General features: G+C 70.8%; 18 protein-coding genes. 12 read left to right on the top strand and 6 right to left on the bottom strand.

Features of this window, described 5'->3' with window-relative positions; genetic code table 11:
- The first annotated feature begins 5 nt into the window (after positions 1-5).
- The 12 genes from ABEA81_RS03895 to ABEA81_RS03840 all read left to right on the top strand — a co-directional run bounded on the left by ABEA81_RS03895 (position 6) and on the right by ABEA81_RS03840 (position 13327).
- On the top strand, positions 6-860 hold the full coding sequence (locus tag ABEA81_RS03895) for an IclR family transcriptional regulator (RefSeq protein WP_345603356.1): 855 nt from the start codon (positions 6-8) through the stop codon (positions 858-860).
- Between the two features lie 43 nt (positions 861-903).
- A complete protein-coding gene (locus tag ABEA81_RS03890) occupies positions 904-1260 on the top strand; it encodes a DUF485 domain-containing protein (protein ID WP_345603355.1) in 357 nt (118 codons plus the stop codon).
- Positions 1260-2867, top strand: coding sequence for a solute symporter family protein (locus ABEA81_RS03885; protein WP_345603354.1), 1608 nt, complete (start codon positions 1260-1262; stop codon positions 2865-2867). The genes ABEA81_RS03890 and ABEA81_RS03885 overlap by 1 nt, the downstream gene beginning before the upstream one ends.
- 30 nt (positions 2868-2897) lie before the next feature.
- Entirely contained in the window at positions 2898-4586 is a 1689-nt protein-coding gene (locus ABEA81_RS03880; RefSeq protein ID WP_345603353.1) for an amidohydrolase, read from the top strand.
- Positions 4576-5757, top strand: coding sequence for an amidohydrolase (locus tag ABEA81_RS03875; RefSeq protein WP_345603352.1), 1182 nt, complete (start codon positions 4576-4578; stop codon positions 5755-5757). The genes ABEA81_RS03880 and ABEA81_RS03875 overlap by 11 nt, the downstream gene beginning before the upstream one ends.
- Positions 5754-6674: a CobW family GTP-binding protein gene (locus ABEA81_RS03870; protein WP_345603351.1), complete on the top strand. Its 921-nt coding sequence runs from the start codon at positions 5754-5756 to the stop codon at positions 6672-6674. The genes ABEA81_RS03875 and ABEA81_RS03870 overlap by 4 nt, the downstream gene beginning before the upstream one ends.
- Complete coding sequence (locus tag ABEA81_RS03865) at positions 6662-7183, top strand: (2Fe-2S)-binding protein (RefSeq protein WP_345603350.1); 522 nt, start codon at positions 6662-6664, stop codon at positions 7181-7183. Before ABEA81_RS03870 ends, ABEA81_RS03865 begins: the two co-directional genes overlap by 13 nt.
- Complete coding sequence (locus tag ABEA81_RS03860; RefSeq protein ID WP_345603349.1) at positions 7180-10527, top strand: molybdopterin cofactor-binding domain-containing protein; 3348 nt, start codon at positions 7180-7182, stop codon at positions 10525-10527. The genes ABEA81_RS03865 and ABEA81_RS03860 overlap by 4 nt, the downstream gene beginning before the upstream one ends.
- Before the next feature lie 473 nt (positions 10528-11000).
- On the top strand, positions 11001-11609 hold the full coding sequence (locus ABEA81_RS03855) for a sulfite oxidase-like oxidoreductase (protein ID WP_345603348.1): 609 nt from the start codon (positions 11001-11003) through the stop codon (positions 11607-11609).
- Positions 11579-12361, top strand: coding sequence for a ferredoxin reductase (locus ABEA81_RS03850; RefSeq protein WP_345603346.1), 783 nt, complete (start codon positions 11579-11581; stop codon positions 12359-12361). The genes ABEA81_RS03855 and ABEA81_RS03850 overlap by 31 nt, the downstream gene beginning before the upstream one ends.
- Positions 12312-12596 (top strand): DUF6510 family protein, encoded by a 285-nt coding sequence (locus tag ABEA81_RS03845; RefSeq protein ID WP_345603344.1) that lies wholly within the window; start codon positions 12312-12314, stop codon positions 12594-12596. The genes ABEA81_RS03850 and ABEA81_RS03845 overlap by 50 nt, the downstream gene beginning before the upstream one ends.
- An 80-nt stretch (positions 12597-12676) precedes the next feature.
- On the top strand, positions 12677-13327 hold the full coding sequence (locus ABEA81_RS03840; RefSeq protein WP_345603342.1) for a hypothetical protein: 651 nt from the start codon (positions 12677-12679) through the stop codon (positions 13325-13327).
- Positions 13328-13464: 137 nt separating this feature from the next.
- Here the strand turns inward: ABEA81_RS03840 and ABEA81_RS03835 are convergent, their stop codons facing one another.
- From ABEA81_RS03835 to ABEA81_RS03810, 6 genes are all read right to left on the bottom strand, one after another.
- Positions 13465-13617, bottom strand: coding sequence for a hypothetical protein (locus ABEA81_RS03835; protein ID WP_345603340.1), 153 nt, complete (start codon positions 13615-13617; stop codon positions 13465-13467).
- 147 nt (positions 13618-13764) lie between these two features.
- Positions 13765-14283: a YkgB family protein gene (locus tag ABEA81_RS03830; protein WP_345603338.1), complete on the bottom strand. Its 519-nt coding sequence runs from the start codon at positions 14281-14283 to the stop codon at positions 13765-13767.
- Between the two features lie 78 nt (positions 14284-14361).
- On the bottom strand, positions 14362-14583 hold the full coding sequence (locus ABEA81_RS03825) for a hypothetical protein (protein WP_345603336.1): 222 nt from the start codon (positions 14581-14583) through the stop codon (positions 14362-14364).
- An 80-nt stretch (positions 14584-14663) separates the two neighbouring features.
- On the bottom strand, positions 14664-15623 hold the full coding sequence (locus ABEA81_RS03820) for an alpha/beta hydrolase (protein WP_345603334.1): 960 nt from the start codon (positions 15621-15623) through the stop codon (positions 14664-14666).
- On the bottom strand, positions 15616-15834 hold the full coding sequence (locus ABEA81_RS03815) for a hypothetical protein (protein ID WP_345603332.1): 219 nt from the start codon (positions 15832-15834) through the stop codon (positions 15616-15618). The genes ABEA81_RS03820 and ABEA81_RS03815 overlap by 8 nt, the downstream gene beginning before the upstream one ends.
- A gap of 61 nt (positions 15835-15895) precedes the next feature.
- Positions 15896-16597, bottom strand: a complete 702-nt coding sequence (locus ABEA81_RS03810) for an alpha/beta fold hydrolase (RefSeq protein WP_345603330.1) — start codon at positions 16595-16597, stop codon at positions 15896-15898.
- Positions 16598-16608 lie beyond the last annotated feature (11 nt).

Raw genomic sequence — 16608 nt, 5'->3', positions numbered from 1 at the left:
ACGCTATGCGCACCATCGATGCAGATAGTGCACCAGCCTCTCGGGCCGACTTCGTGGCGTCGCTCGCAGCCGGGCTCCGCGTGCTGTCCGCGTTCACCTCCGACCGCCCCGAACTGGGCGTGGGGGAACTCGCGCGGCTGCTCGAGATGGACAAGCGCCGCACCCAGCGCCTGGTCTCGACCCTGTTCGAGGTCGGGTACCTCGAACAGGACCCGGAGACTCGGCGCTACCGCCCCGGCGTTGCCGTGCTGACCCTGGGCTACGCAGCCCTGCAAAGCCTGGACCTGCGGCAGGTCGCCCGGCCACACCTCGTGTCGCTGCTCGACCGGTTCACCCAGAGCGTCAACCTCGCCGTCCGCGTCGCGGATCACATGGTCTTCGTCGACTGCCTGCGCGGTGACCGCTACCGCCTCGGGGTCAACGTGTACGTCGGAGACCGCGTGCCGATACACCTCTCTTCCCTCGGCAAGGCCGTTCTCTCGGCCCTGCCGCCCGACGAATGCGCGGCGGTCGTCGACCGGCTCGTCTTCGATGCCGTCACCCCCCACTCGGTGCGGTCGAGCGCCGAGTTGGAGGGCCAGTTGGAGCGCGCCCGTCGCCGCGGCTACGCGGCGATGGACCAGGAGACGACGATCGGCGTCCGCTCCGTCGCAGCGACGGTGCGGTCCACCGACGGCCGCCCGGTCGCCGCGGTCAACGTCGCCATGCCGAGCCCGTTGATGTCGATGGCCGAGCTGGAGGAGTCGGTGGCGCCCGCGGTCGTGCAAGTCGCCGCCCGGATCTCCCGGCTGCTCCCGCCCGACACCGCGGCCCGCCACGCCACGGCGGTGCTCGGCACCGGCGTGTCCGCTCAGACGTAGCCAGGCACCACCACAACGACGTGGAACGGACCCAGGAGTGCACATGACCCATCCGTCAGGCCAGGTCGATCACCACGACCCCGCGGGCACCTCCGACCACGTTCGGGATGTGCACGCGAGCCCCGAGTTCACCGAGTTGCGGCGCCGGTCGCGCACCTTCACGTTCGCCGTCGGCGCGTTCGTGCTCGCGTGGTTCCTGCTGCTGCTCTGGGCGGTGGGCTTCCAACCCGACCTGATGGCCACCGACCTCGGTGGCCACATCACCGTCGGGCTGCTCTTCGCCTGGTCGCAGGTGATCACCACCCTGGCCGTGGCCGCCCTGTTCGTACGCCATACACGAACCAACCGCGCGCTCGTCGAGACGCTGCGCGCGCGCCTCGACGAGGGAGCCGGCCGGTGATGACGTCGACCGTCCTGGCCGAGGGGGCGGCGAACGCCCACCCGGGTCTGACGCTGGGCCTGTTCGCCGTGGTCGTGCTGATCAGCCTCGGAGTCACGACGTGGGCCTCGCGGTTCCGCAAGACCCGCGACGAGTTCTTCACCGCGGGCCGAGGGCTCACCGGTCGCCAGAACGGGCTCGCGATGGCGGGCGACTCGCTCTCGGCCTCCGCCGTGCTCGGCAGCGTGGGACTGGTGTCGCTCTTCGGCTACGACGGCTTCATGTTCGGCATCGCGAACGTCGTCGCGTTCGCGCTCCTCCTGCTGCTGGCGGGCTTCCTGCGCAACAGCGGCCGGTTCACCGTCGCCGACGTGCTGTCGTTCCGGGTGCGTCAGCGGCCGGTGCGGATCGCGGGCGCGGTGTCATCACTGACCATCTCGATCTTCTACCTGATCGCGCAGATGGTGGGTTCGGGCGCGCTGCTGTCGCTGCTGATCGGTTCGACCTCTCCGGTGGTGCAGAACCTCTCGATCGCCGCAGTCGGCGTGCTGATGATCGTCTACGTGGTGTTCGGCGGCATGCGCGGCGCCAGCTGGGTGCAGATCATCAAGGCGTGTGTCCTCATGGGGATCGTCACGCTGATGGCGGTGCTCGTCCTCGTCCGGTTCGGGTTCAACCCGTCGGCCCTGCTGGAGGCGGCCGGGCAGGGCAGCGGCACCGGAGGTTCCTTCCTCGCCCCGGGCATGCAGTACAAGAACCCGATCGACCTGATCAGCCTCGGCGTCGGCGTCTCGCTGGCGTTCATCGGTCTCCCGCACATCTTCCAGCGCTTCTACACCGTGCGCGACGACCGCACGGCGGAGTCGTCCGCGCTGTGGCTGCTGGGCATCGAGGCCGTGTTCACGGTGATGGTGGTGCTCATCCTGGGCCTCGGCGCCGTGGCGCTGGTCGGCGCCACCGCGATCAAGGCGTCGGACCCGGGGGGCAACACCGCGGCGCTCCTGCTCGCCCAGGAGCTCGGGGGCGGCGCGGGCAGCCTCGGCGGCGACGTCTTCGTGGCGGTGTTCGCGGCGGTCGCGTTCGCGACGATCCTCGCGGTTGTCGCGGGCCTGATGGTCGCGGCCACCACGACCTTCGCCCACGACCTGTACGCGAACGTGCTGCGCCACGGCCGGGCCAGCGACGGCGAGGAGGTACGGATGGCGCGCATCGCCGCGGTCGTGCTCGGCCTCGTCGCGATCGTGCTGAGCCTGTTCGCGCGCCAGCTCAACATCGGGTTCATCGTCGGCCTCGCGATGTCGATCGCCGCGTCCGCGCACGTGCCGTCGTTGGTGCTCAACCTGTTCTGGCGGCGCTTCACCACTCGCGGCGCGCTGTGGGGCATCTACGGCGGCGTCGGCACGGCGCTGCTGCTGGTGATCTTCTCCCCCACCGTGTCGGGCAGCCCGAAGTCGCTGTTCACCGCCGTGGACTTCCACTGGTTCCCGCTGCAGAACCCCGGTCTGGTCTCGGTGCCCGCGGGCCTCCTGTTCGCCGTGCTGGGCACACTCAGCCGCCGCGAGCAGGCCTCCGAGGACCGCTACCCCGAACTGGAGACGCGCGCTATGACCGGCGCGGGCTCCCACTGACACCCCTCCCACCGACATCAAGGAGGCGTAGTGCCCATCGAGTTCGCTCCCGATCTGGTTCTGACGAACGGCCGGATCGTGACGGTCGACGGCGCGTTCTCGGTCGCCGAGGCGATCGCGGTGTACGACGGCAAGGTCGTGGCGGTCGGCGGCGGTGAGGAGGTCTCGGCGCTGGCGGGCCGCCGGACGGAGGTGGTCGACCTGCGGGGCCGCTGTGTCGTCCCCGGCCAGATGGACAACCACGTCCACTTCGTGCTGGCCGGGCTCGACGCGCTGGGCGACGGCGCGAAGGTCAACATCGCGACCCTGCAGTCGATCGACGAGATCCTGCGCGCCGTCAAGGCGCGGGTCGACGTCACGCCCGAGGGCGAGTGGGTGGGCACCTCGTGCATGTACCGGGGTGCGCTGCGGGACGGCCGCTTCCCGAACCGGCACGACCTGGACACGATCGCCCCGAACCACCCGGTCTACATCTTCCAGTCCGGCAAGAACGTCATCTGCAACAGCTACGCGCTGCGCCTCGCCGAGATCACCCGCGACACCCCCGACCCCACCGAACCCGAGGGCTGGATCGTCCGCGACGACGACGGCGAGCCCACCGGGCACCTCATCGCCGGAGCGGGCGACCTGGCCCGCAAGGCGTGGTGGCGCGCGACCGGCCAGCCGATCAAGAAGTGGGACTTCCTGTACTTCGACCAGGACGTACAGCTCGACGCCGTGCTGGCCCAGCAGCGGATCTACCACTCCTGCGGCATCGTCGGCGTCCGCGACATGGGCACCTCCGTCGACGAGCTCGACACGTTCGTCGCGGCCAGGCGCAGCGGGCAGCTCAAGATCCGCACCGACATCATCCTCGGGCTGCCCGCGCGCTACCTGCCCCAGGAGGAGATCCTCACCAAGATCGACCACTACTTCGGGCCGCGCCAGCACGTCGGCGACGACATGCTGCGGCTCAACGGGATCAAGCTGGTCGTCGTGAACGACGGCTGGTGGGCGCTGTCGGCGGAGAAGCTGCGGTTCCTGATCACGGAGTACAACCGGCGCGACTGGAACATGGCCATCCACATCAACACCGGGGGCGCCGACGACTCGACCGAGATCGTCATCGCGGCCCTGGAGGAGGCGGCCAAGGAGCGCCCGGTCGATGGCCGCCGCTTCAGCTTCGAGCACGGATTCGGCCTGCAGAACCCCGAGCACGTGTCGCGCGCGCTCAACCTCGGCGTCACGCTCGCGGCCAACCCGCTGCTGGCCTACTACGCCTCGGCCCGCTCGATGCGGATGAACGAGATCATGGAGCAGGTGCGCATCGCGAAGATGTCGGAGAGCGACCCCTGGAAGCGGACAGTCCGGGACTGGGGGATGCCGCTCAAGGACTGGTTCGACGCGGGCGCCACGGTCACGGGCGGCTCGGACAACCCTGCCGTCATCCACGACCCGGAGCACCCGTTCCTCAGCCAGTACTCGGCGTTGACCGGCGACACCCTCGCCGGGGTGCTCCTGCCCGGCCAGACCATCACCCGCGAGCAGATGCTGCGGATGTACACCATCAACAACGCCTACGCGTGCTGGCAGGAGAACGTCCGCGGCTCGATCGAGGTCGGCAAGCTCGCCGACCTCGCCGTGCTCGACCGCGACATACTCACCTGCCCCGACAAGGAGGTCGCGGAACTCAAGGTGTTGCAGACCTACGTCGGTGGGGAGCTCGTCCATGAGCGCTGACCCGGATCGGCTCAAGGAGCGCACGGCCGAGGCGGTCCGCCGCGGCCGGGACGCCACGATCGACCTCAGCCACCGCATCCACGCCAGGCCGGAGCTGGGGCACGAGGAGGTCGAGGCCAGCCGGTGGCTGGCCGAAGCGCTCACCGAGCAGGGCTACGAGGTCGAGGCGGGCGTCTGCGACCTGCCGACCGCGTTCCGGGCGCGGATCGGGTCGGGCAGCCTCGACGTCGGGCTCATGGCCGAGTACGACGCGCTGCCCGGCATCGGGCACGCGTGCGGGCACAACATGATCGCCTCGGCGGCGTACGCGACGGCGCGGGCGCTGGCCCCGCTCGCCGACGAGCTGGACCTGACGGTCACGGTGCTGGGCACGCCCGCGGAGGAGGTGCTCTCCCGCGGCGGCAAGATCATGATGCTGGAGCGCGGTGCCTTCGAGGGCGTGCAACTCGCGCTGATGATCCACCCCAGCCCGTACGAGCACCCGGCGCCACAGACGCTGGCGGCGACCACGCTCGACGTGGCGATGACGGGGCGGGCGGCGCACGCGTCGGCCGCACCGCAGGAAGGCGTCAACGCCGCGGACGCTCTGACCGTGGCGCAGGTCGCGATCGGGCTGCTGCGCCAGCACCTGCGTCCCGACGTGCGGGTCAGCGGCATCACCCGGTCCGCGGGCGAGGCCCCGAACATCATCCCGGACCGCGCACGGGCCGAGTACGTCGTGCGCGCGACCACGCTCGACGACCTCGCCGAGGTGCGATCCCGCGCGGAGGCGTGCTTCCAGGGCGGGGCCCTCGCCACCGGGTGCCGCGTCGAGCTCGGCAGCGGGATCGGTCCCTACGCCGAGCTGCGGCAGGACCCCGACCTCGCGGCGTCCTACCGGGAGAACGCCACCGCCGCCGGTCGCGAGTTCGCCCCGGACGAGGCGGTGGCGAGGTTCCTCGCGTCCACCGACGCGGGCAACGTCTCGCACGTGATCCCGACGCTGCACCCGTTCATCGGGCTGGACACGCTGCCGGTGGTCAACCACCAGGCCGACTTCGCGGCGGCGTGCGCCACGCCCGCAGCCGACGACGCCCTGCTCGCCGGCGCGGCGTTGCTGGCAGCGACGGTGGTGGACGCCGCGACCCGGCCCGAGCTGCGCGCGCGGCTGATCGGGGCGGGGCGGTCATGACCACGACACCCGTCACCCTGCTCACGGGGTTCCTGGGCAGCGGCAAGACGACATTGGTCAACCGGCTGCTCACCGAGCAGGTGGGGCAGCGGATCGCCGTCGTCGTCAACGAGTTCGGCGAGCTCGGCATCGACGCCGCGCTCATCGCGAGCCGAGACGGCGACGACGTCGTGGAGCTGGCCAACGGGTGCGTCTGCTGCGCCGGCCGGGGCGACCTCGTCAAGGCCGTCGAGACGCTGGTGTCGTCGGGACGCGACCTCGACCACGTCCTCGTCGAGGGCAGCGGGATGGCGGACCCCGGCCCGGTGGTCGAGTCGCTGGTCGGCCCGCCGCTGTCGGAGCGACTGGCCTATACCGGCACCGTCACGTGCGTGGACGCGGCGAACTTCGACGCGAACCTGGAGCACGCGGAGGCGGCCTACAACCAGCTCACCCACGCCGACCTGTTGATCATCAACAAGGCCGACCTGGTGACCCCGGAGGTGCTGGAGCTGATCGGGCAGGGGCTGCGGCGGCTCAACGCCGCGGCGGCCCAGGTGACGACGGTCCGCTGCGCGGTGCCCGCCGAGTCCGTGCTGACACCCATGCCTGCGGCCGACCACCGGGCGCCGGCGACGCACGGTCCGGAGTCGCACACGATGATCGGTGTGACGGTCGGCGCGGCGGGCGAGCTCGACGCCGAGCGGCTGCGGACCTGGCTCGCCGGGCTACCGCGCAGCGTCGTGCGCGCCAAGGGCATCGTGTACCTCGCCGGGTCCGACACGCCCCGCGTCGTGCAGGTGGTGTCCGGTGCGGTCGAGCTGGGAGAGCTGCCGGCCGGTTCCACGGTCCGCCCCGGACGCTCCGCGCTCGTGCTGATCGGCACCGGACTGGACGAGGACCGCCTGCGACGCGGGTTCACGGCGTGCGTCGCCTGATCGGGAGGCGGCAGCGCGGCGCCGCCGTCTCCCCCGCGAGCTCCGAGCTCGACGTCAACGGTGACGTCCGGCAGGTCGTGCACGCCCCGGACGCCACCCTGCTCACCCTGCTGCGCGATGATCTCGGATTGCGCGGCGCGAAACTCGGGTGCGGGAGCGGTGAGTGCGGGGCGTGCACGGTCCTGGTCGACGGGGTCCCTGTGATGGCGTGTGTGACGCTCGCGTCCCGCGTCCGCGGTCGCGTCGAGACCATCGAGGGACTGCGCGAGGAGACCGCGACGCTGCGCGCTGCGTTCGCCGTGGAGGGCGCATTCCAGTGCGGATTCTGCACCCCAGGACACGTCGTGCGGCTCGCCGCGATGCTGCGGGACGGCGACGTCCCGGCCGACGACGCGGAGCTGCGGCACCGCATGGCGGGCAACATCTGCCGGTGCACCGGCTACGCGGCGATCGTGCGGGCGGTCCGTGCGGCCGCGGGCGGGGAGCAGGACGGGGAGCAGCGCGGATGAGGATGCCCCACGTCCGGCACGCCGAGTGGCGGGCCCGGACCGACGGCAGCGCCCCGTACACCGGTGACGTGCAGCCCGAACACCCGCTGGTCGGCGCCGTGCTGCGCAGCCCGTACCCGCACGCACGGATCGTCGAGATCGACATCTCCTCGGCGGAGCGGAGCCCCGGCGTGCACGCCGTCGTGACCGCCGCCGACCTCCCCGACGTGCACTACGCCGACTACGGGACGCCGGACCGGCCGGCGCTCGCCCGCGGCACCGTCCGCTTCGTCGGGCACGAGGTGGCTGCGGTGGCCGCCGAGACCGCCGAGCAGGCCCGCGCGGCGGTCGCGGCCATCCGGGTCCGCTACGCGGCGCTGCCCCGGCTCCCCCGTTTCGAGGACGCGCTTCGACCCGGCGCGACGCCGCCCCGGCCCGGTGCGGCGGGCGTCGCGGTCACCTCCGACCGCACCTTTGGCGACACCGAAGCGGCGCGCGCCCGCGTCGCGCACACCGTGTCGGGCCGCTACCGGTTCGGCAGCCAGGCGCACGCCTGCATGGAGCCGCACACCACGCTCGCGAGCTGGGCGGACGGGCGGCTGCACGTCTGGACGCCCACGCAGGGACCGCGCACCCAGCAGCGGGAGATCGCGCGCATGGTCGGCCTGGAGACCGGGCAGGTGCGCGTCCACCGGATCGCCACGGGCGGCGACTTCGGCTCCCGGGTCCGGCCCGGCGACGTCGAGGTGCTCGCCGCCGCCCTCGCGATCAAGGCGGGGGGCGGGGTGCGGCTGACGCTCACCCGCGCCGACGAGTTCACCCACACCAAGCACCGCCACGACTTCGTCGTCGACCTGACCAGCACCGCCGATGACACCGGCCACCTCATCAGCCGCGAGGCCGACATCCTCGTCGAGGCGGGCGGGTTCACCCAGGCGGGCGGCAACGAGCTCAACTTCTGCGGCCTGGTCGTCGCCTCGCAGTACCGGCTCATGGCGGCGCACGTCACCGGCACGGTCTTCTACACCAACCGTCGCTCGGGCGGCGCGTTCCGCGGCGCGGGCGGACCCCAGGCCGTGTTCGCCGTCGAGTCCCAGCTCGACGAGCTCGCCGAGCAGCTCGGCGACGACCCGATCGACCTGCGCATCCGCAACGCCAACCGGACCGGCGACACGACGATCACGGGCTGGCAGATCGACTCGTCGCGACTGGTCGAGTGCCTGCAGACGGCCCGCGAGAAGATCGACTGGGACGCCAAGCGTGCGCTGCGCGGCAGCGGCCGCGGCGTCGGCATCGCCGCGGCCGTCCACGTTTCGGGCGCCATGAGCAACCCCTACGTCGCCTACTCGGAAGCCAGGGTCGAGCTGGGCGACGACGGCTCCGTGCGGGTCCGCACCGGATCCGGCGACCCCGGCACCGGCCAGCCGTTGGTCGCGGGCATCGTCGTCGCCGACCAGCTCGGCCTCACCGGCGAGGACGTCGAGATCGTCTACGGGGACACCGACCGGACGCCGTACGACCCCGGCGCCGGCGCGTCCAAGGGCACGTTCATGACCGGGAACGCGGCGCTGGGCGCGGGCCGGGCCGCCGCCGATCGCCTGCGCGGCCTGGCCGCGGAGAAGTTCGCCGTGCCGGCTGTGTCGGTGCGGCTCGAGGGCGGCCAGGTCCACGCGGGCGACGACTCCATCAGCATCGGCGACCTCGTCGCCGCCGCCCCGGACACGGTCGACGGCACGCTGAGCTTCGACCACCGCTACCAGGTCGGCCTGCCCTTCGCCGACCCGTCCGGGTTCGGGAACCTCTCGCCGACCTACGCCTTCGCCGCGCACGCCGTCGAGGTGGAGGTCGACCGCGCGACGGGCCAGGTCCACGTCGTGCGGGTGGTCGCGGTGCACGACTCCGGCACCATCCTCAACCCCACGGGCGCCCACGGGCAGGTCGTCGGCGGCGTCGCGATGGCGCTCGGCGCCGCCCTCGGCGAGGAACTCGTCTACTGCGAGGACCGCGTCGCCAACGCGAACTACAGCGACTACGCCCTGCCCCGCGCCGCCGACGTACCAGACATCGAAACGGTCTTCATCGAGTCCGACGATGGATGCGGTCCGATGGGGGCCAAGGGGCTGGCCGAGATCGCGCTCTCACCCGTGCCGGCCGCCGTCGCGAACGCAGTGGCGCACGCGGTCGGGGTGCGCGTGCGCGACCTGCCGATCACCCCGGACAAGCTGGTGTCCGCCCTGCACGCCGGCAGCCCCGCGCCGGTGCCGCCGCTGCGGCGACGGCTCGACCCGCACCGGCTGTGGATCTCGGCGATGCGCTGGGCGTACCCGCGCGGGCTGCACGCCGTCCTCCACCACGGCGGCACCCGCCTCGCCCGCCGCCACCGGCGACCGGAGCCGATCCGGCTGCGCACCCCCGACACGGTGGCGGCGGCGACCGCGGCCCTGGCCGCCGAGTGCGGCACCCGCCCGCTCGGCGGCGGCACCGATCTCCTGCTCACCCGCGAGCAGGGCGTGCGCTCCGAGCACGTGCTGGTCGACCTGACCGGTGTCGCCGAGCTGAGCCGGCTCGAACTCACCCCCGACGGCGACCTCCACATCGGCAGCGCCGTCACCCTCGACCGGCTCGCCGCATTCGCCCTCGACCACGACGCCCCCGCGCTCGCCGCGACCGTGGAGACGATCGCGTCACCGCAGATCCGGGCGGCCGCCACCGTCGCGGGCAACCTGTGCCAGGAGAAGCGCTGCCGCTACTTCCGCGGCGGCTTCGACTGCTACAAGCGCGGCGGGACCACCTGCCCGTGCTACGCCGTGCTCGGCGACCACCGGCACTACCACGCCGCGCTCGGCGCCCACCGCTGCCAGGCCACCACCCCGTCGGATCTGTCGACGACCCTCACCGCGCTCGACGCCGTCGTGCACGTCCGGGGCCGGTCGCGCGCCCGGGCCGTCCCGCTCGCCGACCTCTACCGCGGCCCAGGCGAGACCGTGTTGCGCAGCGATGAAGTGATCACCCACCTCGTCGTCCCCGCCGCCGCGCTGCGGCGCACGACCGTGTTCGAGAAGCTCCGGCTCTACGACGGCGGCTTCGCACTCGTCGCCGCGTGCGTCTCGCTGTCCACGGACGGCGGCACGATCACGCAATGCCGCGCGGTGCTCGGGGGGATCGCCCCGACCCCCTATCGAGCCGTCGCGACCGAGGAGCTCCTAGGCGGGGCATCGGTGCGCAACGAGCAGGTCGATCGAGCCGCCGAGGCGTGGACATTCGAGGCACACCCGTTGCCGGGCACCGTGTGGAAGGTACCCACCGCCTCGGCGATGCTCGCCCGCTGCATCCGCGCCGCCATCGCCACAGACCAAGACGGCTAGAACTCAAAAGAACACCCAGCTAGGGCAGCCGCGGCACCCGGCTGGCGGGTGAGCGGCGCTCATTCGGCGCCGGCTACGCCGTCGGGGCACACCATGACACCTGGTCCGGGGCCGTCCGGCGCAAGCACCGGCGCTGACGTGTGTCACCCGAGGGTCCCAACGAGTGCGGCTGGGCCAGTCTTGCAGGCTCCGCCGCGGCGTTCGCTGGTTGGTGCCGGGTGAGCCGACGTGGACACTGACCCGTCGCGGCGAGGTAGACGAGCGCGCGGGACCCGCCGAGCACCAAGAGCATCAGATGGTTCACCGAACCGAGGCGGCGACTGTGCGAACGGCAGCCCACGGTCCCGAACCGGAAATGGGGGGCCATTCCATACGGCTGTGATCGCAGGCGGGGTGGCGCAGGCGTCCGGCGCCGGGGCGGCATGTGAGCGACCACGGCCGTCGATGGCACCAGCAACCCAACGGAGGTAACGATGAGATTCGTCTCGCGGGGATTCGTCGGGCGGCCCGAGGCCCGCGAGGGCACGGAACTGCTGCCTCCGGGGCAGTACGACATCGCAGGGGGCTTCCCGGTGCTGTCCGCCGGTCCGACGCCGCGCACGTCCGTGGAGGACTGGGACTTCACGATCAGCGGCGAGGTCGATGAGCCCGAGCGGCTGACGTGGCAGGAGTTCCAGGATCTACCGCGCGAAGAGGTCACCGTCGACATCCACTGCGTGACGAAGTGGTCGAAGTTCGATACGACGTGGAGCGGCGTCTCCCTCGACACCCTGCTCGATCGCGTCGAGACGTCGGCGGACTACGTCCTGGCCTTCTGCGACGGCGGCTACACGACGAACCTTCCGCTCGAGGACGTCACCGGTGGCCGCGCCTGGGTAGTCGACCGGTACGACGGTGAGCCGCTGGAGGCACAGCACGGCGGCCCGGCCCGGCTGCTCGTGCCGCACCTGTACTTCTGGAAGTCCGCGAAGTGGGTGCGTGGCGTGGCGCTGTCGGGCGTCGAGGAACCCGGCTTCTGGGAGTCGCTGGGCTACCACATCTACGGTGACCCGTGGCGCGAACAGCGATACGCCGGCGACTGACCTGGCGGCTCGCGACCGTTGCGGCGAACGCCTCGGAGGCCCGCGCCGTCCACCGGTTGTCGCTGCAGATCGACGGCTGGGGCGGACACCTGCCGGGGCAGCACGTCGACGTCCGTCTGACTGCGCCCGATGGATACCAGGCGCAGCGCAGCTACTCCATCGCGTCCGCGCCCGAGAGCCCGACCGTGGACCTGGTGGTGCAACGGCTCGACGACGGCGAGGTCTCGCCGTATCTCACCGACGGCCTGCGAGCCGGCGACCAGTTGGAGCTGCGCGGACCGATCGGCGGCTACTTCGTGTGGCACGCCGAGCTCGACTCGCCGCTGCAGCTGGTGGCCGGTGGATCGGGAGTCGCACCGTTCCTGGCGATGCTGGATCACCACGCCGCCGCGGGGTCCGGCGCGCCGGTCCGGCTCCTGTACTCAGCACGAACCCTCGACGACGTGATCGGCCACGCGCGCCTGGAGCAGCACGCCGAACGCGGCGTCGGTGTCGCGATCGCCTTGACACGTGAGCAGCCGCCGGGTTGGACCGGTCTGAGCGGCCGACTCACACCGGAGATCATCCGCGAGCACGTCTGGCCCGTCGACCAACGCCCGAGCATCTTCGTCTGCGGTGCCACGACGTTCGTCGAGGCAGTGGCGGACAGCCTCGTCGAGGCAGGTCACCCAGCGATCGCCATCAGAATCGAACGATTTGGGGATGCGAAAGGAGCGCACCGTGACTCCGGAGTCCCGACGACTCGACGGTAACGCCGCCGCAGGCCGGCTGGCGGACGTTTTCGTCTTCGACGCCACCGCCGCACAGACCCGATGCGGAGGATGCGGCATGACAGCCCCGCTGGGGGTGTACCACGTGTACGCCGACGCGCCGGGCATGGTCGTGCGCTGCCCCACCTGTGAGGCGATGGTCATGCGGATCGCTCAGACGCCTGGCCACACGTGGCTGGACATGAGCGGCGTCGCCGCGCTCGACGTCAGCACCTGAACGCGTTCGCGCCGGGGCGACGGACGGAACACGGCTCCCCGCGCCTGTGCCGATGGTCAGATTCAAGAGAAGGTCAGGTCATGCTGATCCGAGTTGTCACGACGCGAGCAGACGTTCCCCGGACCGGGGAGGGCATCGCATTCGTTCATGGCGAGATCCAGCCGGCGGTTGCGGCGATGGACGGGAACACGGGCTTCGCGATGGCGGTGGATCATTCGTCCGGGCGCTACGTCAGCATCGCCGCATGGACCGACGCCGCGGCGCTGGAGGCCAGCGGACATGGTGCTCCAGGTCTGATCGCCGACCTGGCCCGGCGTCTTCACGGCACCGAGCCGTCAGTCGAAGTATTCGACCTGGTTCTCGCGCACGTGGTCAAGCCGGTGCGCCTTGGGTACTGGGGCCAACTGACACGAGTCGAGATGCCGGTGCAAGACCTTGCCCGAGCTACGCACAAATTCCAGCAAGTGGTACTGGCATGGTTCGAGCGCTATGCCGGACTGGCTGCCATCATCCTGTTCACCGACCGAGTTGAAGGAGTGCTCGGAAGCATACTCTGGTATGAGAGCTTGCATGTTCTGAGGGGCAGCGCGTCCCGTAGTCGAGAACTACGAGACCTGCTCGTCGCGGACATCCCGACCTTAAGGTTTGTCGAGGATTCCGAACTGGAAGCCGTCATCGCGGAAATGAATGAGCTGTCTGGTGTCGCAGCGCCTCCCCACACATGGAACTAGGAGTGTTCCACGAGCAGCGACCGTCCCGGTCCTCACCGGTGGTTCTCGGCGACCAGTACTCGATGCTGACGACGTGGTCCGGTCCGCCGGACTGACCCGTCCGCATCGGAATGGCCTCCTCCAGCGCCGGGACACCGTCAACCGAGCAGATCCTCGATGAGGTCGAGCAGGAGACGCAATGCATCGTCGCCGAGGTCATCGCCGAGGTCGGCGAGAGCGCCGCCCGTGTTCCCGTGCACCTGCAGACACTGGTGGGCACGCCGGCCGGCGTTCTCATCGATCGGGGACATGGGCGGACCTGCTCGTGCTGGGGCACCGCGGCCCTGGTGGCTTCGCCAGTGCCCTACCGGGGTTGGTCGGCATGCACTGCGTGCTGCACGCCAACTGCCCGGGGTACGGGCAAGGAACTTGGTCAGCGCCGGTCGCGGGCGCCCGCCCTACGGCCGGTCACGCGCGCGAGCGGCTCGCAGCGAGTCGGCAGCCGTCAGCAGGGAGGCGCCGAGCAGCACGCCGTCCTTCAACAGGGCCTCGCCCAGCAGCGACAGCTGCGGCATCCCCCGCCCGTGCTGCCACGCTTCCGGCGTCGTGGCCAGGAAGCTGAGCGTGCCGAGCATCATCCCCGCGGCCCCGAAGCTGCCGGCCGCGGAGGCTCGTGGCGCGAACGGCTTCGCCGCGATCAGAGAGCCCAAGGTGATCTGCGTGACCCCGATGAGTCGCGCGAGCTTCTGCGCGCCGAGCTCGTCGCGCAGCCGTGAGGTCAGCGGGCTCGCGGTGACCAGAGCCTCCGCGTTCTCGACCTCGTAGTCCTTGAACTTGAGTGCCCCGATCCACAAGAAGCACGTCGCCAGCCCGGCACGCGTGACCGAGAATCCCACGGAAGCCAGGCCGCCAACCGGTGTGTGTCGTATGCCCATGTTGCTCCTTGGTCGAAAGTCGCCATCCGGGGCTGCCACCATGCATCCAGTGCAGCACGGGTGAGCGGCCCAGCGGGCGGCATCTGCTGCTTCGGTCGTTCGCAGCGGGATGGGTAGCGGTCACCCGACTACTGGGTCCCAGCCGCGCAGGTGCCTGACGGACTGGCGGTACTCCCACTCGATGGCGTCTTCGAGCAGGTGGGCCAGCCGCCCGCCGGTGGTGATGCCGGCGATGTCGGCGACCCCGCGGCGGGTCCCGACCGATACGACGAACCCCTTGTCGTGGAAGGTGAACGCCTCCAACGGCCTGCCCCTCAGCTCCGCGTCCAGGTTTCGGGCCACCGTCTCGCCCTCTTCCGACGCGGCCGTTGTGGCCGGTCGGCAACGGCCATCCTGGTCGAGCGGTTGCGCTTGCAGGTGCCTCAACCGGTTCCGAGTCCGGCGCGCAGGAAGGCGATGGCCTGGTCGATAGCCGCTCGCGCGGCGCGGGTCTCACCGAGCGCATTGAGCAGCATGAAGTCGTGGATGGTGCCGTCGTAGCGCACCGTTGTAACGGGGACGCCGGCTGATCGGAGCTTGGCGGCGTAGGCTTCTCCCTCATCGCGCAGCACGTCGGCTTCGTCAACGCACAGATAGGTGGGCGGCAGCCCAGCGACCTGCTCGATGCTGGCCCGATTCGGCGACGCCGTGATCTGCGTGCGCTCTGCGGGGTCGGTGGTGTACGCGTCCCAGAACCACTCCATCGCCTTGCGGCTGAGGTAGTAGTCGGTGGCGAACTGCTCGTAGGAGGCGGTGTTCATGGCCGCGTCGGTCACCGGGTAGTACATCGACTGCTGCACGAAGCTGACATCGCCGCGTTCCTTGGCCATCAGCGCCAGCGCGGCCGTCATGTTGCCGCCGACGGATTCGCCGGCCACTGCCATGCGGCTGGCGTCCAGGCCCTTGGACGCCCCGTTGCGGGTGATCCACTGGGCGGTGGCGTAGCCCTGCTCGATCGCGGTCGGGTAGCGGGCTTCCGGCGAGTTCGGGTACTCCACGAACGCCAGGGCTGCGCGGGCGCCGACGGCGAGCTCGCGCACGAGCCGGTCGTGGGTCCGCGCATTGCCGAGGATCCAGCCACCACCGTGCATGTACACGATCACCGGCAGCATGCCGGTAGCGCCCGGCGGCTTGATGAGCCGTACCCGGGCATCTCCCACCGGGGCGGGGACCGTGATCCACTCCTCGTCCACCGGGAGCAGGCTGACCGGGGCGGACTGCGCGTCTTCGAGGACCTTCCGGGCGTCTACTGGCGCCATCTCGTACAAGAACGGCGGTTTCGAGAACGCGTCAGCAACCTGCTGTGCTGCAGCCTCGAGGACGATCGGGTTGGTGTCAGTCATGAGAATGCTCCTCACCCAAGGCTCGGACATAGATTTGACTTCGCCTCGGGTTCATCAATTTGTCGGTGACACGCAGCCGGTAGAATATGCGGAACTGCAGGACGTCGCGTGGCGCCCGCGGCGTCGTGATCACCACGGCCATATCGGCGCATCTTTGCGTCCGCGGTGATGCCGAGATACCGATTACCGGTGCCGCCAGGTCGGCGGCCACCGGTTCTGACGGAAGAGTGCTGAGCGCGTACTACGGGCGTCGTGTCACCGGCTGGCGAGCGTCAATTCGCGGGCTGGACGGCCTCGGCAGCGGTCTGGATGAGCTGCAGCACGTCATCGGGGTGGGAGACCATCGCCACGTGGTTCGTCGAGACTTCGACGGTCGTGGCGTTCATGCGGGCGGCGAACTGCCGCTGGGCATCAGGCGGGATGGTCTGGTCGCCCTCGGCGACCAGGAACCAGGACGGTTGCGACTTCCAGGCCGGGACACCCATCACCTCCTCGACAGCGGACCAGGCCAGCGGCTGCTGCACGGCGTGCATGACCCGCGCCCTGACCGGGTCGACGTCGGCCGCGAAGTGGTTCAAGAAATCGTCCTCGGGCATCCAGGCGAAGCCCTGCTCGTCGACGTCCAGGTGGGCGAGTGCCGGGCCCCCGGGAACCTGCGCCAGCAGTGTGCCGATCGATTCGCCCTCATCCAGCCCGAAGGCCGCGATGTAGACCAGGCCGACGACGTTCGGCGCATCCCCACCCAGAGCGGTGACGATCTGACCGCCGTAGGAGTGGCCGGCCAGGATGGTCGGGCCGTCCTGGCGCGCCAGCACCTCACGCAGGCGCGCAACGTCCGCCTCCAGCGCGGCCTCCGCGAACTGGGGAGCGCTGACGTGGTAGCCCTCTGCCTGCAGGCGCTCGATGACCGCGCTCCAGCTGGAGCCGTCGGCCCACGCGCCGTGGACGAGGACGATATTCGGTCGACCACTCATCAGTGGCTCCT

It is taken from the genome of Pseudonocardia adelaidensis (assembly GCF_039543345.1).
Taxonomy (GTDB): domain Bacteria; phylum Actinomycetota; class Actinomycetes; order Mycobacteriales; family Pseudonocardiaceae; genus Pseudonocardia; species Pseudonocardia adelaidensis.
Note: the sequence above shows the minus strand (reverse complement) of the source record. Positions and strands in the feature narration are given on the sequence as shown.

Coding starts and splice junctions, on each gene's coding strand:
- ABEA81_RS03830 (WP_345603338.1), bottom strand. CDS start 14,283: ATGGTGGCAGCCCCGGATGGCGACTTTCGACCAAGGAGCAACATGGGC.
- ABEA81_RS03885 (WP_345603354.1), top strand. CDS start 1,260: ATGACGTCGACCGTCCTGGCCGAGGGGGCGGCGAACGCCCACCCGGGT.
- ABEA81_RS03835 (WP_345603340.1), bottom strand. CDS start 13,617: ATGTCCCCGATCGATGAGAACGCCGGCCGGCGTGCCCACCAGTGTCTG.
- ABEA81_RS03845 (WP_345603344.1), top strand. CDS start 12,312: ATGCGAAAGGAGCGCACCGTGACTCCGGAGTCCCGACGACTCGACGGT.
- ABEA81_RS03860 (WP_345603349.1), top strand. CDS start 7,180: ATGAGGATGCCCCACGTCCGGCACGCCGAGTGGCGGGCCCGGACCGAC.
- ABEA81_RS03855 (WP_345603348.1), top strand. CDS start 11,001: ATGAGATTCGTCTCGCGGGGATTCGTCGGGCGGCCCGAGGCCCGCGAG.
- ABEA81_RS03875 (WP_345603352.1), top strand. CDS start 4,576: ATGAGCGCTGACCCGGATCGGCTCAAGGAGCGCACGGCCGAGGCGGTC.
- ABEA81_RS03890 (WP_345603355.1), top strand. CDS start 904: ATGACCCATCCGTCAGGCCAGGTCGATCACCACGACCCCGCGGGCACC.
- ABEA81_RS03870 (WP_345603351.1), top strand. CDS start 5,754: ATGACCACGACACCCGTCACCCTGCTCACGGGGTTCCTGGGCAGCGGC.
- ABEA81_RS03840 (WP_345603342.1), top strand. CDS start 12,677: ATGCTGATCCGAGTTGTCACGACGCGAGCAGACGTTCCCCGGACCGGG.
- ABEA81_RS03895 (WP_345603356.1), top strand. CDS start 6: ATGCGCACCATCGATGCAGATAGTGCACCAGCCTCTCGGGCCGACTTC.
- ABEA81_RS03810 (WP_345603330.1), bottom strand. CDS start 16,597: ATGAGTGGTCGACCGAATATCGTCCTCGTCCACGGCGCGTGGGCCGAC.
- ABEA81_RS03820 (WP_345603334.1), bottom strand. CDS start 15,623: ATGACTGACACCAACCCGATCGTCCTCGAGGCTGCAGCACAGCAGGTT.